Origin of the sequence: Sphingomonas echinoides ATCC 14820 (assembly GCF_000241465.1) — a bacterium.
In the GTDB taxonomy this organism is placed as follows: Bacteria; Pseudomonadota; Alphaproteobacteria; order Sphingomonadales; family Sphingomonadaceae; genus Sphingomonas; species Sphingomonas echinoides.
The window spans coordinates 3184053-3209739 of sequence record NZ_JH584235.1 but is presented as its reverse complement, the minus strand read 5'-3'; the positions used below and the strand labels follow the sequence as shown (position 1 = coordinate 3209739).

Here is a 25687-nt window from a genome sequence, read left to right as displayed (position 1 = left end):
CCCTCCCCCCTTTTACAGCACGAACCGGCTGAGATCGGTGTTGCGCGCGATGCTCGCCAAATGCGTTTCGACATAAGCGGCATCGACCACCACCGTCTCCCCGCCGCGATCCTCGGCGTTGAAGCTGACGTCTTCGAGCAGCTTTTCCATCACCGTCTGCAAGCGCCGCGCCCCGATATTCTCGATCTCGCCATTCACTTCCGCCGCAATCCGCGCGACCGCGCGGATACCGTCTTCGGTGAATTCCACGCCGACATTCTCGGTCGCGATCAGCGCGACATATTGCTGCGTCAGCGAGGCCTTGGTGTCGCTCAGGATCGCGACGAAATCGTCCTCGGTCAGCGCCTTCAGCTCGACGCGGATCGGCAAGCGGCCTTGTAGCTCGGGCAGCAAGTCGCTCGGCTTGGCGACGTGGAACGCGCCGCTGGCGATGAACAGGATATGGTCGGTCTTCATCGGCCCATATTTGGTCGCGACCGTGGTGCCCTCGATCAGCGGCAGCAAATCGCGCTGCACGCCCTCGCGGCTCACCGAGCCGCCGCGCACGTCGCTGACCGCGATCTTGTCGATTTCGTCGAGGAAGACGATGCCATTTGCCTCGGCATCGGCCAGCGCCACGCGGCTGACCTCATCCTGGTCGAGACGCTTGTCGGCCTCTTCCTCGACGAGCTTGTCCCACGCGGCGGGCACGGTCAGCTTGCGGCGCTTCAACTGGCCACCGCCGAAGGCCTTGCCCATCATCTCGGACAGGTTGATCATCTGCGCGCCGCCGCCGGGCAGCTCGAACGGCATATTGGGCTGCGCTTCGAGCTCGATCTCGATCTCGGTCTCGCGCAGATGGCCATCGTGCAGCCGCTGGCGGAACGCCTCGCGCGTCGCCTCGCTTGCGCCCTTGCCGGTCAGCGCGTCGAGCAGGCGGCCCATCGCGGCCTCTTCGGCCTTGTCCTTCACCGCAGCGCGGCGGCGTTCCTTCTCCAGCCGGATCGCCTCTTCGACCAGATCGCGCGCAATCTGTTCGACGTCGCGGCCGACATAGCCGACCTCGGTGAACTTGGTCGCCTCGACCTTGATGAACGGCGCATCGGCCAGCTTGGCGAGACGGCGGCTGATCTCGGTCTTGCCGCAGCCCGTCGGCCCGATCATCAGGATGTTTTTCGGGCTCACTTCGTCGCGCAGCTCGGGGCTGAGCTGCTGGCGCCGCCAGCGATTGCGCATCGCGACCGCAACCGCGCGCTTGGCGTCGGCCTGGCCGATGATGTGCGCATCGAGCGCGGCGACAATGGCTTTGGGGGTAAGGGCTTCGTTCATTGGAAAGGTTCCGTCGCCCCGGCGGAGGCCGGGGCCGCTACAACATAAAGGCGCGTGCTATAAGCTAGCGGCCCCGGCCTCCGCCGGGGCGACGCGCATCAGGCAGATGCCTCCAGGCTCTCCACGGTCAGCCGGTCGTTGGTGTAGACGCACACCTCCGCCGCGATCGCCATTGCCTTGCGGCAGATCGTCTCGGCATCGGCTTCGTAATCGACCAGCGCGCGCGCGGCGGACAGTGCGTAATTGCCGCCAGAACCGATCGCGGCGACGGTGCCGTTGGGGCTCGCCTCAGGCTCCAGCACATCGCCATTGCCGGTCAGGATCAGCGTCACGTCCTTGTCGGCGACGATCATCATCGCTTCCAGATTGCGCAGATATTTGTCGGTGCGCCAGTCCTTGGCCAGTTCGACGGCGCTGCGCAGCAAAGCCCCGTGATGCTGCTCCAGCTTGCGCTCGAGCCGCTCGAACAGCGTGAAGGCATCGGCGGTGGCCCCTGCAAAGCCGCCGATCACCGATCCGTCGCCCAGGCGGCGGACCTTCTTCGCATTGGGTTTCATGACGGTCTGGCCCTGCGTCACCTGGCCATCTCCGGCGACGACGACGCGGCCATTCTTGCGCACGGACAGGATCGTGGTGCCGTGCCACACCATTGGGTTATCGCTCATGTGCAGCGATATGGGATGCGGATTACGGCTGCGCAATCCGGCCCATATAAGTTTGCGGAAGCCGGGCGAGAGCACCCCCTCGCCCGGCCACATCACATCAGCGGCAGCGCACGTCGCGATTGTCGCTCTTGTCGATCGCCTGTCCGGCCAGCGCACCACCAACGCCGCCGAGCAGCGCGCCCAGCACGCCCGAACCGCCCGGCGCGATCGCCGCACCCAGCGCACCACCGGCGACACCGCCGACGATCAAGCCGGTCGTCCCGTCATTGCGGCGGCAATAATAACGCCCGTCGCTGCCGCGATAGACGCGATCGTTCGAGCTCAGGCGGCGTTCCTGATAGCGGCGCTCATCCTGGCGGTAATAACGCGACGCGTCATAGCCGTTATAGGCAGGGTCGGGCCGGTCATAATCATATTGCGAATAACCGCCATTGCCATAGCCGCGGCGCGGCCCGTCACCATATTCGGTGCAACCGGCAACCAGGGTCGACGCGGCGATCAAGCCGAGCGTGAATGCGCGCATTTCGGAACTCCTCCAGTTATTCTGTAAAGACGAAATGCGCCGCGCCCGGAAAGGTTGCGAACCGGCCCTTTCATGCCCGCCCTCTGCGTAGTTTCCGAGGCTCCTCGCCCGCGCAGGGCCGCTGATAGACCGCGCTCCGACAGCTAGAAAAGGATCGCCTCCATGAGCACCTATACTTTCGTCGGCAGCGGCATCGCCTCGCTCGCCGGTGCAGTTTTCCTGATCCGGGACGGCCAAGTTGCCGGCAAGGACATCGTGATCCTGGAGGAAAGCCACCAGTTCGGCGGTGCGTTCGATGCGCATGGCGATGCCGAGAACGGCTATTTCATGAGCGGCAGCCGCATGTTCGAGGCGATGTATCAATGCACCTTCGACCTGCTCGATTCGATCCCCTCGGCCAGCGACCCGAGCATCTCGGTGCGCGAGGAGACCGACCGCGCCAATGCTGAGTGGCCGTGGCACAACAAGGTGCGGCTGGTGAACCGCGACGGCAGCATCCCCGATTTCCACACCATGGGCTTTACCGAGCGCGACCGCATCGACCTGGTCAAGATCATGGCCGAGCCCGAGCATCTGCTCGACGGCAAGCGCATCGTCGATTGTTTCCAGCCGCATTTCTTCCAGAGCAATTTCTGGTTCGAATGGTGCACGTTGTTCGCCTTCGAACCGTGGCACAGCGCGATCGAGTTCAAGCGCTACCTCCAGCGCTTCGTCCACCATTTCTCGACGATCGACACGCAGGAGGGCATCTATCGCAGCCTGCTCAACCAATATGACAGCTTCGCCGTGCCGATCGTGAACTGGCTGAAGGAACGCGGGGTGCAGTTCCGCTTCGGCGTGCGCGTCGAGGATCTGGGCTTTGCGAGCGGCGAGGCGATCACCGTCACCAGCATCGCCACGCTCACCGATCACGGACCCGAAGCGATCCCGGTCGCGCCCGGCGACTGCGTGTTCGTCACCAACGGATCGATGACCGCGGACAAGGCGTTCGGATCGATGACCAAGGCCCCCGGCCTCGACACCAGCAACCATTCGGGCGCGTGGAAACTCTGGGAAAAGCTGGCGCAAGGCCGCCCCGCCTTCGGCAACCCCGCCACCTTCAACGGCAATATCGCGGAAAGCTCGTGGATTTCCTACACCGTCACGGTCAAGGACCCGCTGTTCCTGCAATTGATGGAACGCTTCAGCGGCAGCGCCCCCGGTACCGGCGGGCTGATCACCTTCAAGGAGTCGAGCTGGCTGATCACGCTGTCCATCTATCACCAGCCGTTCTTCGCCGATCAGCCCGAGGGCGTGTCGGTGTGGTGGGGGTACGGCCTGTTCCACGATCGCGTCGGCGATTACGTCAAGAAGCGCATGGTCGATTGCACGGGGGCCGAAATCCTGGAGGAAGTGCTCGGCCATCTGCACTTCAGCGCAGCCGACCAGGCGGCGGTGATGGCGGCATCGACCTGCATCCCCTGCGCGATGCCCTATATCACCAGCCAGTTCATGGTGCGCACCGGCAAAGACCGGCCCAAGGTGGTGCCCGCGGGATCGACCAACCTCGCCTTTCTCGGCCAATATGCCGAGCAGCCCGACGACGTGGTGTTCACCGTGGAATATTCGGTGCGCTGCGCGATGACGGCGGTGTACACGCTGCTCAAGCTCGATCGCACCCCGCCGCCGGTGTATAAGGGGCTGCACAGCCCGCAAGTGATCGTCGATGCGATTAGGACGCTGCACCGGTAGCAGGTGGGCAAAGCTCCCCCTTCAGGGTTGAGTTAGGGCCGTGCCGCGAGGCGCGGCCCTTCGCTTGACTCCGCGCGTTGTGTAGTTACATAAAGGCGAGCGTGGAGATCAGCTTCGACCCCGCCAAGCGCGATCTGACGCTACAAGAGCGCGGGCTGGACTTTGCAGACGCCGCGACGGTGTTCGAGGGGCCGGTCTACGAAACCGAGGACCAACGCTTCGCCTATCCGGAGCGGCGATATTCCACGATCGGCTTGCTGGACGACCGCATGGTCGTGGTGATCTGGACAGTGGCCGAACGGGGGCGGCGCGTGATTTCGATGAGGAAGGCCAATGACCGAGAACAAACCCGCTATCGCAGCCGTCTCGCTTGATCCGGCAGACGACGCGCCGGAATGGACCGACGAGATGTTCGACGTGGCCGAATTCTCGATCAGCGGAAAAGTGATCCGTCCGGCGACGGGCTATCTCGGCCCGAACGGCGTCGTGCGCGGCCGCCCGCCGCAGCGCGATGTGGCCAAGCGCCAGGTGACGCTGCGGCTCGACCCCGACGTGATCGAGCGCTTCCGCGCCGATGGGCCGGGCTGGCAGGGGCGGATGAACGCCGCGCTGCGCAAGGCGGCGGGACTGTAGGCGATTTTGACCGTCAGCCCGGATCGCCGCACCTTTTGCGCATGACGCTGGCGGCGCTGGGTTGAGCCGGGAGGTCGGCTTCCGCTGGCCGGGGCCGGACGTGCGCATGCTGGACGACGGCACGCGCTTTTATGACGCGATCCCCGATTGGCTGTTCTTGCGGGTGCGGGCGCGTGTTGGGACTTAGGCTGGGCGGGGGATGCGGGTTGTGGGGCGGACGGAGTGAAAGCTTCGCCCAGCAAATTACCCGAATCGCGTTTTAACCGCGCACTTCCTTACGCCAACAAGTCACGCAGCTGTCCTTGAATAATTTCGTCGATCCTCGTCGCTCGGCCAAGTGGCCCCGCCAACAGAACCTCTTCTAAATCAGCATCTGTTAGCACCACAATAACGCCTTGTTGTGATTTAAAAGCATCCGCACAACGTGCAACCATCGTCTTTCGATCGGTTATATTTCGGCAAACGATTATTCCAAACCGCCCTCTACGGGGATCAAATCGACCAATGAGTTGGTCAATCTCTGGATTTTTTAGATCATGCGTATAGTTCTTGCATTCGATCATAATCTCGCGACCCATCATAAACGGGTCTTGTCTAATACGACTGAACACTCCAGACTGTGATGTATTATCAAACGATATATCTATTCGTTTCCTTTTGTCGTTTATTGACCTCTCAAGCACAGGATTTGATATTTGCGGGTAAAGAATGAAGTGGATTATTCCGACAACCAAAGACTGAAAATCAGACGCAGATCTATCACCGGAAGGAATTGACGATAAAGCTTTGACGATATGCTTTCCATATTCAATTTCATGGAAGTTTTCTTTTTGAGCGGCTAATATCGCATTGACGCTCATCGGACTAAACTTAAAGAACGCATTTTTAAAGCGCTCATATATTTCCGGATGTTTCATAGAAAAATCGGCAACGCTATTTTTGTCGCGCGGAACCTCTCGATGAATATCCTCATTATAAACATGAGGAGTCTTAAGCCCATTTTTGGACTCTCTGAACCGCACGAGCCTTCCCATGGATGTAAGTTCACGCTGACGAATAAAGTTCGCTACATATCCGGTATAGTAGCGCTGCCCTGCCTTAGTAAAATCGTACGCATATTTAACAAAACGCTTAGGGACCAATAGAAATTTTTGATCGTTGATGACAGGAATATAGTCATAACCATCAGTCCAATCGGCAGACACCGAATCCCAAATCAAGCCTGTTGGCATAAGGGTATTTATCTCTATGCCGTAAAGAGCAAATTGGTTCTGGGTATATTCGATCAAATGTCGTCGTACGATATTTGTGGTTATATCAGAGACTTTGTCAGGCCCGATTCCCGGCACAAAAATGAGTGCGTCATTTAGATCACGAATAAGTCCTGACTTAATAGCTTTACTTCTTAGTATTGCTTCAAATATCTGCTCTGCTTGAAATTCTCCGACGCCTCGTCCGCGAGGTGGACCAACGGAAAATCCAAACTGAATTTCGTCCGGTTCCTTAAGGCCCCTCAATAGGCGGACGCCCAACTCATGATCGCCTTCTCCGGCTGCGTGCAAAACCGCCTCAAAGAACGTTTCAATATCGCGCGAGCAATCTTCCGCAAATCTACCCTGTCCTTCATAGAAGGCCGCGGGGTCCAGAAACAGCGGCGTATCGGTCGAAAGGTCGATGTCTACGAAATCGAGCTCAGGTTGAGTCTTGCCTAAATTGAGCGCTTTCGAGACCTGCATGACATCCCCAATGTGCATTTATCGTTGTTACATAGATGGCACATTTTGTGGATCATGCGTTAGATATGCAAGAAAGAATAGCTCTGGCAGAGTAAGGCAACGCAAGTGCGAAATTTTTCTAACTGATATCGGTTCTGAAAGCTACGAAACCCTAGGCCCGCCTGTCGTTGCCGTCATGGAGTGTTTGGCGGTCGGCCACCACGACTGCGTCGTCGTCATGCAACCGTTGCGCCGGGACGGCTCAAGAGCGGGGCGAGGTATTTGCCGGTAAACGAGCCCGCCGCCTTCGCCACAACCTCAGGCGTCCCCTGCGCCACAATCTCCCCGCCCTTCACGCCGCCCTCCGGCCCCAGGTCGAGCACCCAATCCGCGGTCTTGATCACATCGAGGTTATGCTCGATCACCACGACCGTATTCCCCTGCTCGACCAGTTGGTGCAGCACCTCCAGCAGCTTGCGCACGTCCTCGAAATGCAGCCCGGTGGTCGGCTCGTCCAAGATGTATAGCGTCTGCCCGGTCGCGCGGCGCGACAGTTCCTTGGCGAGTTTCACGCGCTGCGCCTCGCCGCCCGACAGCGTCGTCGCTTGCTGGCCGACCTTGACGTAACCGAGGCCCACTTCGGCGAGCATCGCCATCTTGTCGCGGATCGGCGGCACCGCCTTGAAGAATTCGACCGCATCCTCGACCGTCATGTCGAGCACGTCGGCGATCGACTTGCCCTTGAACTTCACCTCCAGCGTCTCGCGATTGTAGCGCGCGCCGTGGCACACGTCGCACGTCACATAGACATCGGGCAGGAAGTGCATTTCGATCTTGAGCAGCCCGTCACCCTGGCACGCCTCGCAGCGCCCGCCCTTGACGTTGAAGCTGAAGCGGCCGGGCTTGTAGCCGCGCGCCTGCGCCTCGGGCAGCCCTGCGAACCAGTCGCGGATCTGGGTGAAGGCACCGGTATAGGTGGCGGGGTTGCTGCGCGGGGTGCGGCCGATCGGCGACTGGTCGATATCGATGACCTTGTCGAGATATTGCAGGCCGGTGATCTTGTCATGCTTGCCCGCCAGCACCCGCGCGCCGTTGAGCGCGCGCGCGGCGGAGGCATAGAGCGTGTCGATCGTGAAGCTCGATTTGCCGCTGCCGCTGACCCCGGTGATGCACGTAAAGGTGCCGAGCGGCAGGCTGGCCGTCACGCCCTTCAGATTGTTGGCGGTGGCGTTGTGGACGGTCAGTTTCTTGCCATTGCCCTTGCGCCGGGTGGTCGGCACCGCGACCTCGCGCCGGCCCGACAGATAATCGGCGGTGATGCTGTTGGGGTTGGCGAGCACTTCCTCGAACGTGCCCTGCGCGACGATCGCGCCGCCATGGACGCCAGCCCCCGGCCCCATGTCGATGACATAATCGGCGGTGCGGATCGCATCCTCGTCATGCTCGACCACCAGCACGGTGTTGCCGAGGTCGCGCAGGCGCCGCAGCGTTTTCAGCAGCATGTCATTGTCGCGCTGGTGCAGGCCGATGCTGGGCTCGTCGAGCACATAGAGCACGCCCGACAGCCCGCTGCCGATCTGGCTGGCGAGGCGGATGCGCTGCGATTCCCCGCCCGACAGCGTGCCGCTGGTGCGATCCAAGTTGAGATAATCGAGCCCGACATTGTTGAGGAAGCCCAGGCGCTCGAGGATTTCCTTGAGGATGCGCTCGGCGATCGCGCGTTGCTGGTCGGTGAGGTCGGCGGGGACGGATTCGAACCAAGCGAGCGCATCGACCACCGACAGGCGGGTGACGCTGGAAATGTCGCGCATGCCGATCTTGACCGCAAGCGCCTCCGGCTTGAGCCGCGCACCGCCGCACACTTCGCACGCGGCGGAGCTTTGGTATTTGGCGAGTTCCTCTCGCATCCACGCGCTTTCGGTCGAGAGCATGCGGCGGTTGAGGTTGCCGATCACGCCCTCGAACGGCTTCTTCACGTCATACGACTTCTTGCCGTCGATGAAGGTCAGTGTCACCGGCTTGCCGCCGGTGCCGTGCAGGATGATGAGCTTCACCTCGCCCGGCAGATCCTCCCACGGCGTATCCAGGCTGAAGCCGAATTCGCGCGCCAGGCTGCCCAGCACCTGCATGTAATAGGGGCTTGGCGGGTTGGACTTCGCCCAGGGCACGACCGCGCCCTTCTTGATGCTGAGCGCATGGTTGGGGACGACAAGGTCCTCGTCGAACAGCAGCTTTTCGCCCAGCCCATCGCACGCCGGGCATGCGCCTTGGGGGGCGTTGAAGGAGAAGAGGCGCGGCTCGATCTCGGCGATGGTGAAGCCCGAGACGGGGCAGGCGAATTTCTCGCTGAACACGATGCGGTTGGCGGGGATGCCCGCACCTTTCATTGCGCCGCCAAGGCTCCCCTCCCGCTCGCGGGAGGGGTTGGGGGAGGGCATATCGCCTGAAAATGATTGGCGCGCCTCTTTAACAGCCCCTCCCCCAGCCCCTCCCGCAAGCGGGAGGGGAGCAGAAAGCGCCGCCACCGTTGTGTCCACCAAATCGACATAGGCCAGCCCCTCGGCCAGCTTCAGCGCCGCCTCGAAGCTCTCGGCCAGTCGCGTCGCCATGTCGGGGCCGACGACGAGGCGGTCGACCACCACCTCAATGTCATGCTTCAGTTTCTTGTCGATCGCGGGCGCTTCGTCGATTTCATAAATCTCGCCGTCGATGCGGACGCGGGTGAAGCCCGCTTTCTGCCATTCGAGCAGTTCCTTCTTATACTCGCCCTTGCGCCCGCGCACGACCGGCGCGAGCAGGTACAGCCGCGTGCCCTCGGGCAGCGCCATCACCCGGTCGACCATCTGGCTGACGGTCTGCGCCGCAATCGGCAGGCCGGTCGCGGGCGAATAGGGAATGCCGACGCGCGCCCACAGCAAGCGCATATAATCGTAAATCTCGGTGACGGTCGCCACAGTCGAGCGCGGGTTGCGGCTGGTGGTCTTCTGCTCGATGCTGATCGCAGGCGACAGGCCCTCGATATGGTCGACATCGGGCTTTTGCATCAGCTCGAGGAACTGGCGCGCATAGGCGCTGAGGGACTCGACATAACGCCGCTGCCCCTCGGCATAGATGGTGTCGAAGGCGAGGCTCGATTTGCCCGATCCCGACAGGCCGGTGATGACCGTCAGCGTATCGCGCGGAATGTCCACGCTCACGTCCTTAAGGTTGTGCTCGCGCGCGCCGCGCACCGAAATATGAGTCAGCATGAAGGACGTGTTCCAGATTTGTTCTTGAAAGGCAAATGGCAATCGGGCAAAACCCAACATGGCGTCGCCAGTCGGCATCGACAAGCAGGGGGCTTGCACCGGGCAAGCGATCGGGCATGGTGAATCGATGAACGAACGGCCCGGCTTTTACGAATTTTTCGCAGGCGGCGGAATGGCCCGCGCGGGGCTGGGCGGAACGTGGCAATGCCTGTTCGCCAATGATTTCGACCCCAAAAAGGCCAAGGCCTATGCCGACAATTGGGGCACGAACGAGCTGTGGCTTGGCGATGTGGGCGAGGTAACCCTCGGCCAATTGCCCGGCCAGGCGGATTTGGTATGGGCGTCCTTCCCGTGCCAGGACCTTTCACTCGCCGGGGCCGGAGCCGGGCTGACGGGCGCACGCTCGGGCGCGTTCTGGCCGTTTTGGAAGTTGATCCGGGATTTGAGCAAACAGGGTCGCAAGCCGCGCGCGATCGTACTGGAAAACGTCTGCGGGCTGCTGACATCGCGGAACGGCGCAGATTTCGCCGCGCTGTGCCAGACGGTGGGAGACGCCGGCTATTGGCTGGGCGCGATGGTGATCGACGCACAGCATTTCGTGCCGCAGTCGCGCCCGCGCCTGTTCGTCATCGCGCTCGATCGCGACGTGGAGATGCCCGCCCGCGTCTTCAGCCCGTGGGCGGTCGATCGCTGGCATCCCGAGCGGCTGCGACAGGCGCAGGCCGCGCTGCCGGAAAAGCTGCGCGCGCAATGGCTGTGGTTCACCGCCCCGGCCCCGGCCCCGCGCCAGGCACGCCTCATTGATGTCATCGAGGATCACCCCGGCGATGTCGCGTGGCACAGCGCTGCTGACACAAAGAAGCTGCTGGCGATGATGAGCAAGGGGAACCGGGCGAAGGTTGATCTGGTCGCGGGCAATGCCCGGCGGGCGATTGGTGCGGTCTACAAGCGCACGCGGTTCGAAGGCGGCAAGAAGGTGCAGCGCGCCGAGGTTCGCTTCGATCTGGCGGGCTGCCTGCGCACGCCGGGTGGCGGATCCAGCCGCCAGACGATCCTGGTGGTCGAGCGTGGCAAGGTGCGCACGCGGCTCATCTCTGCTCGCGAAACCGCGCGGCTGATGGGGCTGCCCGAAGCGTATCGCCTGCCCGAGCGCTATAACGATGCCTATCATTTGACGGGCGATGGCGTGGTCGTTCCGGTCGTGCGCCACATTGCGGAATGGGTGCTGGAACCTGCGCTGACGCAATCGGGGATCGCCCTTGCCTCTGCTTAAGGAACCGCGATCGCCGACCCGGCGTCGGGTCGCCGACATCGACACCAAAAGTGCCCCCGATGAGACGATCGAGCTGCGCCGCGCGCTTGAGCAGTTCAAGCGGCAGAAACTCTCCGATTTCTTCGACCAGGCCCCCACGACGAAAGCTGGGGTCTCGATTTCGGTCGGGGCGGTGAAATGGGGCGTCTACGCCTTTTTCGATTATGATGGGGAGCCGATCTATGTCGGCCAGACGCGCGAAACCGTGGGCGGGCGGATCGGGCGGCATTTGACCAACCAGCGGACCGATGCGGTGGCGATGTCGGTGCTCGATCCATTCGAAGTGCGTACGATCAAGGTCTGGCTGCTGCCCGAATATCAGGACGTGAAGGGCGATCCGAAACGCGTGCCCGCTGCGCGAGCCGCGGCAGACCACCTCAACGCGCTGGAACGCAGCGTGTTCGTAAAGCTCGTCAGCGAAAGCGATTTCGGCCGCATCCTGAACGAAAAGGATCCGCCCGACGTTCCGTTATGCGCTTTGCCGCCCGCGATCGAGGGCGAGATCGTCAGCCCCGACGTGCTCAAGCTTCGCCAACACCCCGATGTCCGGATCGCGCGGCGCGCGCAAACCATCGCCAGGCTGGCGCAGATCATCGCCGGACGCGACGTGCAGGCCGGGCTGCGGCGTGCGTTGGCGACGCAGGCCGATCGACTGGCATGGCTGGCGAACGAACGCTTCGCGGCGCTCGGCGGCGAAGCGGCGGTCGAGCAACGCGACGCGGACGAGCCGACGGACCATGACATGGATGGCGGGGAGGCGGCGTAATCCGCCGCGCCAAGCAACGCATGCGCGCGTAACGGCGAACGATCGGTTGCCCAGCGGCAACGAACCGCTAAAATCCGAAAAAAGAAGATGCTGGGGGCCATTCATGAAGACGATCGCGATTGTGGCGCTGTTGGGGCAGGTTCTCGCGACATCGACGGACGCTCCGCTGGTCCCAAGCGGTAAGTGGACCGTCGACTATGCCAATGCTGGCTGCATCCTGTCGCGGGATTATGGAACGGTGCCCGCAGTCACATCCATCGGGTTCAATCCCTTTCCGCTCGGCGACACGCTTGAAGTCATCACGGTATCGCCGGGCATCCCCGCGAAACGCTACCAGAAATTGAAGGGTACGCTGACGCTGCAGCCGTCGGGTGAAACCTTTCAGAGCGAGGTTACCGTTTATGGCATCGCCGCCAGAAACAACACCCTCACCACCTTGAACGCCGAAGGCGATATCGCGGCGAAGTTACTGCGCTCGACCAGCATATCGATCGCGTTGGCCGACGGAACCCGAAAGAGCTTCGCGGTGCCCGGCATGCCGGGCGCGGCAGCGGCGCTGAGGGCCTGCCAGGACGATTTGCTGAAGAGCTGGGGCATCGACCCCACCGAACGCGACCGCGTTCCGACGCCCAAACCGCGCACCGAGGTTGCGACGTGGCTCAGCACCGACGACTATCCCTCCGAAGCGATGGCATCGCATTCGGAGGGCACCTCCGTGATCGTATGGACGATCCAGCCGAACGGCCTGATTGGCGATTGTCGCATCGTCCAATCCAGCGGATCAAAACCTCTGGACGACACCGCCTGTCGCGCTTTCAAAAAGAAGGGAAGATATGCCGCGGTCATCGACCGTGACGGAAAACCTGCAACAGCGCACGCGATGCACAAAGTCGTATGGCGTCTTCCCTAACGGCAGCTATTTCGCCCCATAAGCCGGCAGCCCCAACCGCCACCGGATCGCCGCCGCGCGCAGCGCGAAGCCACAGCTTGCTGCCACGCCCGCCGCGACCGTCGGCGATATGCCCAGTTCGACCAGCGCGACGTGCAGCCCCGCCGCCAGCGCGGCTGCGGTGACATAGAGTTCGGGCCGCATCAGGATCGACGGTTCGCCCGCCAGCACGTCGCGGATGATACCGCCGACGCACGCCGTCACCACCCCCATCAGTGCCGCAGGCACGGGCGGGATGCCGAAGGCCAGCGCCTTGGCCGCACCGAACACGGCATAAGCGGCTAGCCCTACGCCATCGAGCCAATCGAGCGCCGAGGTCGGCGCGTGCGCGCCCTGCCACCAGCCGCGCGGTGTCGTCCACACCAAGACCGCCACCGCGAGGCAAATGGCGGCAACCAGCGGATCATGCACCCAAAAGACCGGCGCACCGATCAACAGATCGCGCACCGACCCGCCGCCAACCCCGGTGATCAGCGCGAAGAAGGCGGCGGTGACGAAGGTCTGCCCGCGCCCCGCCGCCGCCAGCGCACCGGTAATGGCGAACACGGCGATCCCGAACAAATCGAGCCACGGCAGGATCGAGCCGAATTGCCAGGGGGCGAGCGGGAGCATCCGCACTCCTGTAGCGCGCTTGCGCGAGGAAATGAATGCTGGGGCGGGGCGTGTCGCAGAGGTGGCGCGGCATGGGCAAAGCCCATGCCGTCGGTCGCGGCTGTAGCCGCGCCGGCCGGACGCGGCTCGGCCGCGCGGCTTTAGCTGACGCTAAAGCCTTAGCCGCCGCGTCTCAGACGTGGATCGCCTTCCCGCGTACCGCCATCGCCGCTTCCTTGATCGCCTCGCTATGCGTCGGATGAGCATGGCAGGTGTAGGCGATGTCCTCGCTGGTCGCGCCCATTTCCATGCCCAAAGCCGCCTCGGCGATCATCGTGCCTGCGGGCACCGCGATCGCCCAGACGCCGATTACGCGGTCCGATTTGGCATCGGCGATGATCTTCACGAAGCCGTCGGGCTCGTGATTGGTCTTGGCGCGGCTGTTGCCCGCCATCGGGAACTTGCCGACCTTGATCTCGCCTTTGGCCTTGGCCGCTTCCTCGGTCAGGCCGACCCCAGCGATTTCGGGCCAGGTGTAGACCACGCTCGGGATGACATCGTGGTTCACGATGCCGGTCAGCCCGCCGATATTCTCGGCAACGGCAATGCCCTCATCCTCAGCCTTGTGCGCGAGCATCGGGCCGGGGATGACATCGCCGATCGCCCAGATGCCGGGGACGCTGGTCTGGAAGCGGTGATCGGTGTCGATCTGGCCGCGTGCGTTGGTGGCAAGACCCGCCTTTTCGAGCGCCAGGCCGTCGGTATTGGGACGGCGGCCGATCGCGACCAGCACGCAATCCGCCGTGATCGTCTCGGCGGCACCCCCCGCGGCGGGTTCGACCGTGATGCTGGCGGTGTCGCCGCTCACCGAAACGCCGGTGACCTTGGTCGAGAGCTTGAATTCGATGCCTTGCTTGCGGAAGATCTTATTGGCTTCCTTGCGGATGTCGCCATCGAAGCCCGGCAGGATCTGGTCGAGATATTCGATGCAGGTGACCTTGGCCCCCAGCCGCCGCCACACGCTGCCCAGCTCAAGCCCAATCACGCCGCCACCGATCACGACGAGATGCTCGGGCACCTTGGCCAGTTCGAGCGCACCGGTCGAATCGACCACGACCTTCTGGTCGACCGTCACGCCCGGCAGCGGGGTGACCGAGGAACCGGTCGCGATCACGATGTCTTTGGCGGTAACGGTCTGCTCGCCGACCTGCACGGTGTGCGCATCGACGAACGCGCCGCGACCCTTCAGCCACGTCACTTTGTTTTTCTTGAACAGGAAGGCGATGCCGCCGGTCAGTTGCGTGACGGCGTCGATGCGCTGCGCGTGCATCGCGGGCAAATCGAGCTCGGGCGTGACCTTGATGCCCATCTTGGCCATCGTGCCATTGGCGGCGGCATCGAAATATTCCGACGCATGCAGCATCGCCTTGGAGGGGATGCAGCCGACGTTGAGGCAGGTGCCGCCCAGCGTCTCGCGGCTCTCGACGCACGCGGTGCGGAGGCCCAGCTGCGCCGCGCGGATCGCCGCGACATAGCCGCCGGGGCCGGAACCGATGATGAGGACGTCGTAATCATAGTCAGCCATGGTGGTGTTCGCCTTTCAGTCGGTTGCGTTTTGCCGCAACCAGATCGCGCGTGAAACCCAGCATTGCTTGGAGCTGGGCGCGGGTAAGATGGGGATAGTCTGCTAGAATATCGTCAAGGCTGTAACCGCCTTCAATGAGTCCAAGCAGGTGATCCAAATACAGTCGTGTGCCGACGATGCGGACCTTGCCCATGCAGACACTTTCGTCTGTGACGATGATACCGTCCCATGGGGTTCGGTGCTCGGGTGTCTTTGCCATTTGCCGTTCGCCGTTCGCTACTTCAGGCCAAGATACGGACCGCGCCGTCGCCAGCCGCCGCGCAAGCAGCGGAAAGCCGTCGCAAGGCGGGAACGCCCTGCAGAATATATTCGAGCGCCAACTCGTCGCCGTCGTCGGCGAAGGCATCGGCCAGATAGATATCGCTCTCTAGCATCGCCGCATTATCATATCGGCCCGACAAGGCAGCATCATCGATCTGGCGAAACGCCGTGTCAAAGGCTTGCATCTCCTCGGGGCTGATGATCCAGAATTCATCCAGCCCGTCCACATCCTGGCTAACCGCTTCGCCAATATCGGCGATGATGCCGAGCGGGCTGTGGCTGTCATATGCCGCACCGGTCAGCATGAAGTGAAGCGCATGCCAGGCTTTGTCGAATTCGATCAGATCGGCTTCGACATCACCGTCCTCGAAAGCAAATTTCTGCACTTCGCTGGGGTCGCGCCGTAACGCCGCGATGTCCGACGGGCTTGCCCGCCGCAGGTACATCACCATCCCCATTGCAGCGCCCCCCCTTATAGGTCGATCAAAATCCGGGTAGGATCCTCGATAGCATTTTTCAGCGCGACGAGGAACGTCACCGCTTCGCGACCATCGATCAAACGGTGATCGTAGCTGAGCGCCAGATACATCATCGGGCGGATCACGATCTCGCCGTTGACGACGACCGGGCGGTCCTCGATGCGGTGCAGGCCGAGCACGGCGGCCTGGGGCGGGTTGATGATCGGGGTCGACATCAGCGAGCCGAACACGCCGCCATTCGAGATGGTGAAGGTACCGCCCTTCATCTCGTCCATTTTGAGCGTGCCGTCCTTGGCGCGCTTGCCGAAATCGCCGATCGTCTTTTCGACTTCAGCAACCGACATCTGGTCGGCATCGCGCACCACCGGCACGACGAGCCCGCCCGGCGACGACACCGCGACCGAGATGTCGGCATAATCGTGATAGACGATCTCATCGCCCTCGATCGAGGCGTTGACGCTGGGGATGTCCTTCAGAGCGAGGCACGCCGCCTTCACGAAGAAGCCCATGAAGCCAAGGCGGACGCCATGCTTCTTCTCGAACAGATCCTTATATTTGGCGCGCGCTGCGATCACGGCGCTCATGTCGACGTCGTTAAAGGTCGTCAGCAAGGCGGCGGTGTTCTGCGCTTCCTTCAGTCGCTTGGCGATCGTCTGGCGCAGGCGCGTCATCCGCACGCGCTCTTCCTTGCGGCCCGTAGCGGCGGCAACAGACGAGGCGACCGGGAGCGGCTCGCTCGGCGCGGGGGCTGCGGCGGGGGTTGCGGCGGCGGCAACGACATCGTCCTTGGTCAGGCGGCCGTCCTTACCGGTGCCCTTGACGGTCGCGGGATCGACACCGTGTTCCAGCACCGCGCGGCGCACCGACGGGCTGAGCGCGGCGGGGGTATCGCTCGGCGCGGCCGGGGCCTGCTGCCCGGCGGTCGCCGCCGGAGATTCGAGCACGGCCGGTTGTGGCGCGGCCGCAACCGCAGGCGCGCCGTCACCCGCCTCGATCGTCGCGATCATCGCGCCGACGAGCACGGTATCGCCGACCTGCACCGCATGCTGGCCCATCACGCCCGCCACCGGCGAGGGGACTTCGACCGAAACCTTGTCGGTTTCGAGGCTCGCGATCGGCTCGTCGACCGCGACCTTGTCGCCAGGCTGCTTGAGCCATTCGCCGAGCGTCGCTTCGGTGATCGATTCGCCGAGTACCGGTACTGTGACTTCGGTTGCCATATCCGCCTCTTTTTCCACCCCGGCGGAGGCCGGGGCCCAGTTGCGCAACGCTCGATCATCAAGCGCCGCGCGAAATTACCTACCTCTCGCTACCACCCCGGCTTTCGCCGGGGTGGTAGCGAGACACTCCATCAAACCTTACGCGTCCGCCGAATTTCTTCGCGAACGCTGTGCCCCAGCGCATCGGCGACGAGCGCCGCCTGCTCGGTCTGGTGGCGCTTCATCAGCCCGGTGGCGGGCGAAGCCGAAGCGGCCCGCCCGGCATAGCGCGCGCGCGTCGAGCGCACGCCTGCTTCGACCAGACACTCCTCGATAAACGGATCGACGAAGCTCCACGCACCGTTATTCTTCGGCTCTTCCTGCGCCCAGACGACCGTCTCGAGATTGGGCATCTTCTTCAGACGCTCAACCAGCGGCTCGCCCGGGAAGGGATACAGCTGTTCGACCCGGACGATCGCGGTGTTGGTATCGCCAGCCGCATCGCGCGCTTCTATCAGGTCATACGCGACCTTGCCGGTGCACAGGACCAGGCGCTTCACATCGACATCCGCCGGAGCGGAAGGGTCACTGAGGATGCGCATGAAGTGGCTGTCGCCGAGGAAGTCCTCGGTCTGCGAAACCGCGAGCTTGTGACGCAGCAGCGACTTGGGCGTGAAGATCACCAACGGCTTGCGGAACGACCGGTGCATTTGCCGACGTAGCAAGTGGAAATAGTTGGCCGGCGTGGTGCAATTGGCGACCTGCATATTGTCCTGCGCGCACAATTGCAGGAAGCGCTCGACGCGCGCCGAGCTATGCTCAGGCCCCTGCCCTTCATAACCGTGCGGCAGCAGCATCACCAAGCCGTTGGCGCGCAGCCACTTGGCCTCGCCGCTCGCGATGAACTGGTCGATCATGATCTGCGCGCCGTTCATGAAGTCGCCGAACTGCGCCTCCCACATCACCAGCGTCTTGGGGTCGGCCAGCGCATAGCCATATTCGAAGCCGAGCACGCCATATTCGCTCAAGGGGCTATCGAGCACTTCGAAGCGGCCGTGCGGGATCGTCTCGAGCGGACGATACTTATGCTCGTCGGTCTGGTCGACCCACACCGCATGCCGCTGCGAGAAGGTGCCGCGCCCCGAATCCTGGCCCGACAGACGCACGCCATAGCCTTCCGACAGCAGCGACCCGAACGCCAGCGCTTCGCCCGTCGCCCAGTCGAAATTGCGGCCCGACTTGAACATCTCGCGCTTGGCATCGAGCACGCGGTTGAGCGTCTTGTGGACGGTCAGCCCCTCGGGGATCGTGGTCAGCGTGCGACCGAGCGAATCGAACAGTTTCTGCTCGATGCCGGTGTTGACGTTGCGCCGCGCAGTCTCGGCATCGGCGGGTGCGTGCAGCCCCGACCAGCGCCCGGCAAACCAGTCCGCCTTATTGGGCTTGTAGCTCGCCCCTGCCTCGAACTCGCCCTCGAGCAGCGTGGTGAACTGTTGAATATTGTCGTCGATCCAGGCGCGGTCGATCACCTTCTGCGCGATCAGCTTCTGGCCGTAGATTTCGCTGACCGGCGGGTGATCCTTGATCGCCTTGTACATCAGCGGCTGGGTGAAGCCCGGCTCATCACCTTCGTTATGCCCGAAGCGGCGATAGCACCACATGTCGATCACGATGTCGCGGTGGAAGCGCTGGCGGAACTCGATCGCCATCTTGGTGGCGAAGGTCACCGCCTCGGGATCATCGCCGTTGACGTGGAAGATCGGGGCCTGCACGCCCTTGGCGACATCGCTCGGATAGGGCGAGCTGCGCGCATATTGCGGGCTGGTCGTGAAGCCGATCTGGTTGTTGATGACGAAGTGGATGCAACCGCCAGTATTGTAGCCACGGATGCCGGAGAAGCCGAGACACTCCCACACGATGCCCTGGCCCGCAAACGCCGCATCGCCGTGGATCAGCACGGGGAGCGACGCTTTGTGCTCGGTCAGGTCGTTGGCGATGGTCTGGATCGCGCGGGTCTTGCCGAGCACGACCGGATCTTCGGCCTCCAGGTGCGACGGGTTGGCGACCAGCGACATATGCACGCTGATCCCGTCAAACTCGCGGTCGGTCGAGGTGCCGAGGTGATATTTCACGTCGCCCGAACCGGCGACGTCATCGGGATTGTCCGAACCGCCGCCAAATTCGTGGAAAATGATGCGGAACGGCTTGGCCATCACGTTGGTCAGCACATTCAGACGCCCGCGATGCGCCATGCCGAACACGATCTCACGCACGCCGAACTGGCCACCATATTTGATGACCGATTCGAGTGCCGGGATCATGCTCTCGCCGCCGTCGAGCCCGAAACGCTTGGTCCCGACATATTTCTTGCCGCAGAAGCGTTCCCACTGCTCGGCCTCGATCACCTTGTTGAGGATCGCCTTCTTGCCGAGATCGGTGAACTCGATCGCCTTGTCCTTGCCTTCCATGCGTTCCTGCAGGAAGCGGCGCTCCTCGACATCGGCGATGTGCATATATTCAAGGCCGACATTGCCGCAGTAATTGGCACGCAGGATATCGACGAGCTCGCGCACCGTGGCCCATTGCAGCCCCATCGTGCCGCCGAGATAGACCGGACGATCGATATCGGCGTCGGAAAAGCCGTGATATTCGGTCTTCAGATCATCGGGCATCTCACGCTTGGACAGGCCGAGCGGATCGAGATTGGCGGCCAGATGGCCGCGCACACGGTAGGTGCGGATCAGCAGCATCGCGCGGATCGAGTCGCTCGCCGCGCGCAGGATCGCGTCCTGTGACGGGGCGGCGGGCGCGGCGGCAGCGGCAGGCTTGCCCTTGGACGGCTTGGGCGCGGGCTCCATCTGGGTCGGATCGAGCGCCGAGGTGAGGTCATCGGTCGAGGAGAGCGGCCAATTCGCCTGCTGCCACGAGGCGCTGCCCGCGCTGCCTTCCAGCCCTTCGAACCAGGACCGCCAGGAGGGCTCGACACTGTCGGGCGACGTCTTGAAACGTGTATACAGCGATTCGATAAAAGCGGGGCTTACGCTGCCCGCCACATCCGCGAAATCCTGGCCTTCGAAACCCATTCTTCTTCTCCCTCGCCCCTCTCCGAGGGGAGAGGGATGCGAAGACTTGGGTCGCGTACTTCACGCGGCCCTAGTCGTAGCTGGGAGAGGGGTGTGCGGTCGCTCGCGACCGCGTGGCCCCGAGGGCCACATCGCCCCTCTCCCCACCTTCGCTAGGCAGCACGCTGCCAAGCTTCGGTACCCTCTCCCCATCCGGGGAGAGGGAGAGTTCAATCAACCGTTCAACACCGCCAACAAGGTGGTGCCGAGTTCGCTGGGCGAGTCCGCGACACGGATCCCGGCAGCTTCCATCGCCGCGATCTTGTCTTCGGCACCGCCCTGCCCGCCACTTACTATAGCACCGGCATGGCCCATGCGGCGGCCCGGAGGCGCCGTGCGGCCCGCAATAAAGCCGGCCATCGGCTTTTTGCGGCCGCGCTTGGCCTCGTCGATCAGGAACTGCGCCGCTTCTTCTTCGGCCGAGCCGCCGATTTCGCCGATCATGATGATCGACTTGGTCGCCTCATCGGCGAGGAACAACTCGAGCACGTCGATGAAGTTGGTGCCGTTGACCGGATCGCCACCGATACCGACCGCGGTCGTCTGGCCAAGGCCTGCATTCGACGTCTGGAACACCGCTTCATAGGTAAGCGTGCCCGAACGGCTGACAACCCCGACCGAACCCTGACGGAAAATGCTGCCGGGCATGATGCCGATCTTGCACTCGCCGGGCGTCAGCACGCCCGGGCAGTTCGGGCCGATCAGCCGCGACTTGGACCCCGACAGCGCGCGCTTCACACGCACCATGTCGAGCACCGGAATACCCTCGGTGATGGTGACGATCAGCGGAACCTGCGCATCGATCGCCTCGAGGATCGAATCCGCCGCGAAGGGGGGCGGAACGTAGATGACGGACGCGGTCGCGCCGGTCTTGGCAACCGCCTCGGCCACGGTGTCATACACCGGCAGATCGAGGTGCGTCGTGCCGCCCTTGCCGGGGGTAACGCCGCCCACCATCTGCGTGCCATAGTCCAGCGCCGCCTTGGTGTGGAAGCTGCCGGTCTCCCCGGTCATGCCCTGGGTGATAACCTTGGTGTTCTTGTCGACGAGGATGCTCATAAGGGTCCTGCTCTTCGTTCAATTCCACCCCGGCGAACGCCGGGGCCCAGTTGCGATTCGGCTCATGGCTGCGCGATCCGGTCGTAGAGATCTTCCCAATCCGGGTTGAGCCCTTCGATCTCGTCGACTTTCCAGCGCCGCTTCCATTCCTTCATCTGCAGCTCGCGCTGCCTTGCATCTTCCCAATCGGCTCGGGCTTCGTACCAAACGAGAAGTTTGCACCCGTACCGCTTTGTGAACCCGTCAACGAGTCCGTTGCGATGCTCCCAGGCGCGCTTGGCGAGATTTATCGTCGAACCCAGATAAATCGTGCCGTTGCGCTGACTGGCCATGATGTAGACATAAGCGTGCCCGTTCACAGCCAGCCTTCCACGACTGGGCCCCGGCGTTCGCCGGGGTGGTGCCTACCCCTTTAGTTCAAGCTCGAATCGATAGCCTTGCACGCGACCAGCAGTTCCTTGACCGCGTCGACCGACACGGCAAGGTTGCCCTTGGCTTCATCATCCAGCGCGATCTCAACCACCTGCTCGACGCCGCCCGCACCAATCACCACCGGCACGCCGACATAGAGATTGTCGATGCCGTACTGGCCGGTGAGGTGCGCCGCAGCCGGAAGAACGCGCTTCTGGTCGTACAGATAGGCTTCCGCCATCGCGATGCCGCTGGTGGCGGGCGCATAATAAGCCGAACCGGTCTTGAGCAGGGCAACGATCTCGCCGCCACCGCCGCGCGTGCGCTTGACGATCGCGTCGATCTTTTCCTGGGTCGAACGGCCCATCTTGATCAGATCGGGAACCGGGATGCCCGAAACCGCCGAATATTGGATCACCGGGACCATGGTGTCGCCGTGCCCGCCGAGCACGAAGCTGGTCACATCCTTGACCGACACCTGGAATTCCTCGGCGAGGAAGTGGCTGAAGCGCGCCGAATCGAGCACACCGGCCATGCCGACCACCTTATTGTGCGGCAGACCCGAAAATTCGCGCAGCGCCCACACCATCGCATCAAGCGGGTTGGTGATGCAGATCACGAACGCGTCGGGCGCGTTGGCGGCGATACCCTCGCCGACGGCCTTCATCACCTTGAGGTTGATGCCGAGCAGATCGTCACGGCTCATGCCGGGCTTGCGCGCGACACCGGCGGTGACGATGATCACGTCCGCGCCTGCGATGTCCTTGTAATCATTGGTGCCGGTGATCTTGGCATCGAAGCCCTCGACCGGCGAGCACTGGCTGAGATCGAGCGCCTTGCCCTGCGGCACGCCTTCGACCACGTCGAACAGGACGACATCGCCCAGACCCTTCAGTGCTGCGAGATGGGCGAGCGTGCCGCCGATGTTGCCGGCGCCGATCAGCGCGATCTTCTTGCGAGCCATCGAATGTCCTTCTTCGCTGTGGCCGCGTGCGGCCGACCTGTCTCGGCCGCGTTCGGCCTGAACGCGCGCGGCTTAGGCCGGTTTTCCCTGCGGGGCAACCCGAAACACAACGCCTTTGTCAAGGCCTATTGCACATGGTTCGCAAGTGCAATTATTCCGCATCCGGCTGCTCCATTGCCACGTACCGCCGCTCACCGGTCTTCGCATCGAACCATACCGACACCGGCTTGCCCGAGACATCGTCGATGAAACGCTCCGATGTCTCGCGCCAGTCCGGCCCTTCGGGCGCGCGCTGCACCGCGCCGTAGCGCACGCGCTCAAACGCAATGCCGCCCGCCAGCAGCCCGGCTGTAAGGACCGTCGGCCACGTCCCCGGATCCAGCACCACGCCAATCAGCGCCGCTGTCAAAAACAAGGCGGCGGCGACCAGCACGAAGGTGCGCAGCATCATTGCAGGGGCCTCATTCGGGCGCGGGATCGAGCAGCACAGCGGTGCCGTAGGCGACGACCTCGTTCATCGCCTGCGCGATCTCGCCCGAGTCGAAGCGCATCATCACCACCGCGTTCGCGCCCATCAGCGTGGCGTTGGCCACCATCCGGTCGATCGCATGGCGGCGCGTATCTTCCACCAGCCTCGTATATTCAGGGATTTCGCCACCGACGATCGAGCGCAGGCTGGCGGTGATGTTGCCGCCAATCCCGCGGCTGCGCACGACGACGCCGAAGACCTGACCGAGCGTCGCGCGCACGGTGTGGCCGGGGACGGTCTCGGTAGTGGTGACGAGCATGGGCATGGGTCCCCGCAGGCGATGAGCGGGTGTAGCGCGCGTGTTACGCGGTGTTAAGCCCATATAAGGTACGGTGTTGCGATGGCGGCATCAAAGCCTCACGCGATCATCGCGCTCGACCTGTTGCGCTTCGCCAGCGCCCTGCTCGTCGTCGCCTTTCATTACGGTGCCGCGTTCGCCCTTGCGCCGAGCGCCGCGGCTGCTGCGCTGCTGCACGCCTTGCCGGTCACCGCCCCGCTCGCGCGGGCAAGCTGGTTCGGGTGGATCGGGGTCGAACTGTTTTTCATGATATCGGGCTTCGTGATCGCGCTGTCGGCCGAGGGCATCGGCATCGCCACGTTCCTGCGGCGTCGGGCCTTGCGATTGCTGCCGGCCGCGTGGATTTGCGCAACGGTGACCTTGGGTGTGGTGGCGGTCACCCTGCCCGCGCACGACCTGCCGCTGCGCTGGCTTCGCTCGGTTACCTTTTGGCCCGGGGACGGCGGCTGGATCGACCCGTCCTATTGGACCCTGCCGATCGAGATATGCTTTTACCTGTTGATCGCGACCGGTCTCGGCACCGGCGGTACCCTCGCCGCCATCGAGCAGCGGGCACGCTGGCTCGGGCTGGCGAGTGTCGCCTTCTGGATCGTCGTGCTGTGCACCGGCTGGACCGCGTCCCCGCTGCTGCAATATCAATCTGCCCCGCTGCTGCTCTCGCGCTATGGTTGCATCTTCGCCTTGGGGGTGACGATCTTGGCCCTGCTGCGCGATCACACAACGCGCTTGCGTCTCGGTCTGCTCAGCCTGTTCGCCGCGACCGCGCTGCTCGAAATCGCCGCGCACGCGATCGAGCGCGCGACGACCTTGCGGATCGCCGCGACGCCCCTGGTGCCGATGCTCGTTTTTATCGCCGGGCTGGTGGTGATGCTGGCATCGCTGAAGCTGCAGCCCTTGCTGCAGCGGTACATCGGCACCAAAATCGCATCGCGCGTCGGCCTGATGACGTATCCGCTCTATTTGATCCATCAGGACGTCGGTGCGGCGGCAGCGGCCGCACTGATGCGCGGCGGATTACCGTTCGCGCCTGCTATCCTGTTGACGCTGGTCGGCGCGCTGGCCTTTGCCTATTGGGTCGCCTCGGTCGCCGAACCGGCGCTGCGCCGCCCGCTCGCGCGGTTGTTCAGTCCGCGCCATGCCCCTGCGCGAGATAGGTTTCGGAACGCATCTCTTCCAGGCGGCTGATCGTGCGGTCGAACTCGAAGCGCCCGTCGCCGCTTTCATAGAGCTGCGCCGGTTCGGCGTCGGCGGCGGCGAGCAATTTGACCTTCTGCTCGTACAATGCGTCGATCAACGCCACGAACCGCGCCGCTTCGTTGCGGTTTTCCGGCCCTAATTTGGGAATGCCGACCAGAATCACCGTGTGGAAGCGCCGGGCGATCGCAATATAATCGGCCGGTCCGCGTGCTTCGGCGCACAGGCGCTTGAAGCTGAACACCGCGACGCCTTTCAGTGCCTTGGGCACATGCAGCGTGCGGCCTTGCACGATCAGATCCTCGGACGGCACGTGCGCGCGATCCTCGACCGGAAAATCGGTCAGGCGGAAAAAATCGCCCGACAGGATGCGCGTCGCCTCGGGGCCGTTGGGCACCAGCCAGGTATCGACCTGCCCCAGCCGGTCGCGCCGATAATCGGTCGGGCCGTTGAGCGCGATCACGTCGAGCCGCGATTCGATCAGCGCGATGAAGGGCAGGAAATGCTCGCGGTTGAGACCGTTCTTGTAGAGATCGACCGGCGGGCGGTTGGAGGTGGTCACCACCGTCACGCCCTCCTCGAGCAAGTGCGTGAACAGCCGCGACAGGATCATCGCATCGGGGCTGTTGGTCACCATCATCTCGTCAAAGGCGAGCAGCCGCGCTTCCTCGGCTAGCACATGGGCGAGGCCGGGGATCGGATCGCCCTGCTCCTTGGCGCGCTCGATCGCGAGGCGCTGGTGCACCTCCAGCATGAATTCGGCGAAATGGACGCGCCGTTTCCGGCGGATGTCGAGGCTGGTGTAGAACAGGTCCATCAGCATCGATTTGCCGCGCCCGACCCCGCCCCACAGATATAACCCGCGCGGCGGCGCGGGCTTGCGACCGAGCGCGCGCCATAAGGTGGAACCGCGCTTCGGGGTGGCTTGCAGCGCGGTCGCGAGATCGGCGAGGCGCTGGGCGGCGGCGGCTTGCTCGGGATCGGGCTTGAGCTCGCCCGAGGCAAGCAGCGCGGCGTAGCGTTTGAGGATGTCGGTCATGGCTTAGCGCCTCGTACGGGCACCCCGCGGCAGTGCAGTCACCGGG

At 63.3% G+C, this 25687-nt stretch carries 24 protein-coding genes; 7 read left to right on the top strand and 17 right to left on the bottom strand.

Annotation, left to right across the window (positions count from 1 at the left end):
- Positions 1–12: 12 nt before the first annotated feature.
- The 3 genes from hslU to ON00_RS14870 all read right to left on the bottom strand — a co-directional run bounded on the left by hslU (position 13) and on the right by ON00_RS14870 (position 2496).
- Positions 13–1308, bottom strand: coding sequence for an ATP-dependent protease ATPase subunit HslU (gene hslU / locus ON00_RS14880; RefSeq protein ID WP_010407081.1), 1296 nt, complete (start codon positions 1306–1308; stop codon positions 13–15).
- Between the two features lie 98 nt (positions 1309–1406).
- Positions 1407–1973 carry an ATP-dependent protease subunit HslV gene (gene hslV / locus ON00_RS14875; protein WP_029622946.1) on the bottom strand — a complete coding sequence of 189 codons (567 nt, stop codon included), beginning with the start codon at positions 1971–1973 and terminating at the stop codon, positions 1407–1409.
- 97 nt (positions 1974–2070) lie between these two features.
- A complete protein-coding gene (locus tag ON00_RS14870) occupies positions 2071–2496 on the bottom strand; it encodes a hypothetical protein (protein ID WP_010407075.1) in 426 nt (141 codons plus the stop codon).
- Between the two features lie 162 nt (positions 2497–2658).
- Here ON00_RS14870 and ON00_RS14865 point away from each other — a divergent pair, with 162 nt between their 5' ends.
- The 3 genes from ON00_RS14865 to ON00_RS14855 all read left to right on the top strand — a co-directional run bounded on the left by ON00_RS14865 (position 2659) and on the right by ON00_RS14855 (position 4860).
- A complete protein-coding gene (locus tag ON00_RS14865; protein ID WP_010407074.1) occupies positions 2659–4227 on the top strand; it encodes an oleate hydratase in 1569 nt (522 codons plus the stop codon).
- A gap of 101 nt (positions 4228–4328) precedes the next feature.
- On the top strand, positions 4329–4601 hold the full coding sequence (locus tag ON00_RS14860) for a BrnT family toxin (protein WP_010407073.1): 273 nt from the start codon (positions 4329–4331) through the stop codon (positions 4599–4601).
- Positions 4561–4860 (top strand): BrnA antitoxin family protein, encoded by a 300-nt coding sequence (locus ON00_RS14855; RefSeq protein WP_010407072.1) that lies wholly within the window; start codon positions 4561–4563, stop codon positions 4858–4860. The genes ON00_RS14860 and ON00_RS14855 overlap by 41 nt, the downstream gene beginning before the upstream one ends.
- Before the next feature lie 275 nt (positions 4861–5135).
- Here ON00_RS14855 and ON00_RS20635 read toward each other — a convergent pair whose 3' ends face one another.
- Entirely contained in the window at positions 5136–6596 is a 1461-nt protein-coding gene (locus ON00_RS20635) for a hypothetical protein (RefSeq protein ID WP_154651344.1), read from the bottom strand.
- A gap of 215 nt (positions 6597–6811) precedes the next feature.
- Entirely contained in the window at positions 6812–9823 is a 3012-nt protein-coding gene (gene uvrA / locus ON00_RS14850; RefSeq protein ID WP_010407071.1) for an excinuclease ABC subunit UvrA, read from the bottom strand.
- A 58-nt stretch (positions 9824–9881) separates the two neighbouring features.
- Here uvrA and ON00_RS14845 point away from each other — a divergent pair, with 58 nt between their 5' ends.
- The 3 genes from ON00_RS14845 (at position 9882) to ON00_RS19925 (ending at position 12811) form a co-directional block, all read left to right on the top strand.
- The gene (locus ON00_RS14845; RefSeq protein ID WP_010407070.1) at positions 9882–11096 is read left to right on the top strand and encodes a DNA cytosine methyltransferase; all 1215 of its coding nucleotides are present in this window, start codon (positions 9882–9884) and stop codon (positions 11094–11096) included.
- Entirely contained in the window at positions 11083–11901 is an 819-nt protein-coding gene (locus ON00_RS14840; protein WP_010407069.1) for a GIY-YIG nuclease family protein, read from the top strand. Before ON00_RS14845 ends, ON00_RS14840 begins: the two co-directional genes overlap by 14 nt.
- 103 nt (positions 11902–12004) lie before the next feature.
- Positions 12005–12811, top strand: coding sequence for an energy transducer TonB (locus tag ON00_RS19925; protein ID WP_010407067.1), 807 nt, complete (start codon positions 12005–12007; stop codon positions 12809–12811).
- Positions 12812–12817: 6 nt separating this feature from the next.
- On the opposite strand, the gene ON00_RS14830 is transcribed toward ON00_RS19925, so the two are convergent.
- From ON00_RS14830 to ON00_RS14780, 11 genes are all read right to left on the bottom strand, one after another.
- Complete coding sequence (locus ON00_RS14830) at positions 12818–13462, bottom strand: trimeric intracellular cation channel family protein (protein WP_010407064.1); 645 nt, start codon at positions 13460–13462, stop codon at positions 12818–12820.
- Positions 13463–13634: 172 nt separating this feature from the next.
- A complete protein-coding gene (lpdA, locus tag ON00_RS14825; RefSeq protein ID WP_010407062.1) occupies positions 13635–15026 on the bottom strand; it encodes a dihydrolipoyl dehydrogenase in 1392 nt (463 codons plus the stop codon).
- Entirely contained in the window at positions 15019–15285 is a 267-nt protein-coding gene (locus ON00_RS14820) for a DUF433 domain-containing protein (protein WP_029622945.1), read from the bottom strand. Before ON00_RS14820 ends, lpdA begins: the two co-directional genes overlap by 8 nt.
- A 22-nt stretch (positions 15286–15307) precedes the next feature.
- Positions 15308–15805 carry a DUF1877 family protein gene (locus tag ON00_RS14815; RefSeq protein WP_010407057.1) on the bottom strand — a complete coding sequence of 166 codons (498 nt, stop codon included), beginning with the start codon at positions 15803–15805 and terminating at the stop codon, positions 15308–15310.
- Between the two features lie 14 nt (positions 15806–15819).
- The gene (odhB, locus tag ON00_RS14810; protein ID WP_010407055.1) at positions 15820–17046 is read right to left on the bottom strand and encodes a 2-oxoglutarate dehydrogenase complex dihydrolipoyllysine-residue succinyltransferase; all 1227 of its coding nucleotides are present in this window, start codon (positions 17044–17046) and stop codon (positions 15820–15822) included.
- Between the two features lie 131 nt (positions 17047–17177).
- Positions 17178–20108, bottom strand: coding sequence for a 2-oxoglutarate dehydrogenase E1 component (locus tag ON00_RS14805; protein WP_010407053.1), 2931 nt, complete (start codon positions 20106–20108; stop codon positions 17178–17180).
- Between the two features lie 213 nt (positions 20109–20321).
- Positions 20322–21206, bottom strand: coding sequence for a succinate--CoA ligase subunit alpha (sucD, locus tag ON00_RS14800; RefSeq protein WP_010407050.1), 885 nt, complete (start codon positions 21204–21206; stop codon positions 20322–20324).
- Between the two features lie 62 nt (positions 21207–21268).
- A complete protein-coding gene (locus ON00_RS14795) occupies positions 21269–21565 on the bottom strand; it encodes a GIY-YIG nuclease family protein (RefSeq protein WP_010407049.1) in 297 nt (98 codons plus the stop codon).
- A gap of 53 nt (positions 21566–21618) precedes the next feature.
- Positions 21619–22581 carry a malate dehydrogenase gene (gene mdh / locus ON00_RS14790; protein ID WP_010407048.1) on the bottom strand — a complete coding sequence of 321 codons (963 nt, stop codon included), beginning with the start codon at positions 22579–22581 and terminating at the stop codon, positions 21619–21621.
- A gap of 151 nt (positions 22582–22732) precedes the next feature.
- Positions 22733–23032 (bottom strand): hypothetical protein, encoded by a 300-nt coding sequence (locus ON00_RS14785; protein WP_010407046.1) that lies wholly within the window; start codon positions 23030–23032, stop codon positions 22733–22735.
- Between the two features lie 10 nt (positions 23033–23042).
- A complete protein-coding gene (locus tag ON00_RS14780) occupies positions 23043–23369 on the bottom strand; it encodes a YbjQ family protein (RefSeq protein ID WP_010407044.1) in 327 nt (108 codons plus the stop codon).
- Between the two features lie 81 nt (positions 23370–23450).
- Between ON00_RS14780 and ON00_RS14775 the strand changes: the two genes are divergently transcribed.
- Entirely contained in the window at positions 23451–24593 is a 1143-nt protein-coding gene (locus ON00_RS14775) for an acyltransferase family protein (RefSeq protein WP_010407043.1), read from the top strand.
- Here ON00_RS14775 and zapE read toward each other — a convergent pair.
- Positions 24532–25641 carry a cell division protein ZapE gene (gene zapE / locus ON00_RS14770; RefSeq protein WP_010407041.1) on the bottom strand — a complete coding sequence of 370 codons (1110 nt, stop codon included), beginning with the start codon at positions 25639–25641 and terminating at the stop codon, positions 24532–24534. The two genes, ON00_RS14775 and zapE, sit on opposite strands and share 62 nt — an antisense overlap.
- Positions 25642–25687 lie beyond the last annotated feature (46 nt).

What these genes read in the sequence shown, in the direction of transcription:
- hslU (WP_010407081.1), bottom strand. Translation starts at nt 1,308, where the DNA reads ATGAACGAAGCCCTTACCCCCAAAGCCATTGTCGCCGCGCTCGATGCG.
- hslV (WP_029622946.1), bottom strand. Translation starts at nt 1,973, where the DNA reads ATGAGCGATAACCCAATGGTGTGGCACGGCACCACGATCCTGTCCGTG.
- ON00_RS14870 (WP_010407075.1), bottom strand. Translation starts at nt 2,496, where the DNA reads ATGCGCGCATTCACGCTCGGCTTGATCGCCGCGTCGACCCTGGTTGCC.
- ON00_RS14865 (WP_010407074.1), top strand. Translation starts at nt 2,659, where the DNA reads ATGAGCACCTATACTTTCGTCGGCAGCGGCATCGCCTCGCTCGCCGGT.
- ON00_RS14855 (WP_010407072.1), top strand. Translation starts at nt 4,561, where the DNA reads ATGACCGAGAACAAACCCGCTATCGCAGCCGTCTCGCTTGATCCGGCA.
- ON00_RS20635 (WP_154651344.1), bottom strand. Translation starts at nt 6,596, where the DNA reads ATGCAGGTCTCGAAAGCGCTCAATTTAGGCAAGACTCAACCTGAGCTC.
- uvrA (WP_010407071.1), bottom strand. Translation starts at nt 9,823, where the DNA reads ATGCTGACTCATATTTCGGTGCGCGGCGCGCGCGAGCACAACCTTAAG.
- ON00_RS14845 (WP_010407070.1), top strand. Translation starts at nt 9,882, where the DNA reads ATGGCGTCGCCAGTCGGCATCGACAAGCAGGGGGCTTGCACCGGGCAA.
- ON00_RS19925 (WP_010407067.1), top strand. Translation starts at nt 12,005, where the DNA reads ATGAAGACGATCGCGATTGTGGCGCTGTTGGGGCAGGTTCTCGCGACA.
- ON00_RS14830 (WP_010407064.1), bottom strand. Translation starts at nt 13,462, where the DNA reads ATGCTCCCGCTCGCCCCCTGGCAATTCGGCTCGATCCTGCCGTGGCTC.
- lpdA (WP_010407062.1), bottom strand. Translation starts at nt 15,026, where the DNA reads ATGGCTGACTATGATTACGACGTCCTCATCATCGGTTCCGGCCCCGGC.
- ON00_RS14820 (WP_029622945.1), bottom strand. Translation starts at nt 15,285, where the DNA reads ATGGCAAAGACACCCGAGCACCGAACCCCATGGGACGGTATCATCGTC.
- ON00_RS14815 (WP_010407057.1), bottom strand. Translation starts at nt 15,805, where the DNA reads ATGGGGATGGTGATGTACCTGCGGCGGGCAAGCCCGTCGGACATCGCG.
- odhB (WP_010407055.1), bottom strand. Translation starts at nt 17,046, where the DNA reads ATGGCAACCGAAGTCACAGTACCGGTACTCGGCGAATCGATCACCGAA.
- ON00_RS14805 (WP_010407053.1), bottom strand. Translation starts at nt 20,108, where the DNA reads ATGGGTTTCGAAGGCCAGGATTTCGCGGATGTGGCGGGCAGCGTAAGC.
- sucD (WP_010407050.1), bottom strand. Translation starts at nt 21,206, where the DNA reads ATGAGCATCCTCGTCGACAAGAACACCAAGGTTATCACCCAGGGCATG.
- mdh (WP_010407048.1), bottom strand. Translation starts at nt 22,581, where the DNA reads ATGGCTCGCAAGAAGATCGCGCTGATCGGCGCCGGCAACATCGGCGGC.
- ON00_RS14785 (WP_010407046.1), bottom strand. Translation starts at nt 23,032, where the DNA reads ATGATGCTGCGCACCTTCGTGCTGGTCGCCGCCGCCTTGTTTTTGACA.
- ON00_RS14780 (WP_010407044.1), bottom strand. Translation starts at nt 23,369, where the DNA reads ATGCTCGTCACCACTACCGAGACCGTCCCCGGCCACACCGTGCGCGCG.
- ON00_RS14775 (WP_010407043.1), top strand. Translation starts at nt 23,451, where the DNA reads ATGGCGGCATCAAAGCCTCACGCGATCATCGCGCTCGACCTGTTGCGC.
- zapE (WP_010407041.1), bottom strand. Translation starts at nt 25,641, where the DNA reads ATGACCGACATCCTCAAACGCTACGCCGCGCTGCTTGCCTCGGGCGAG.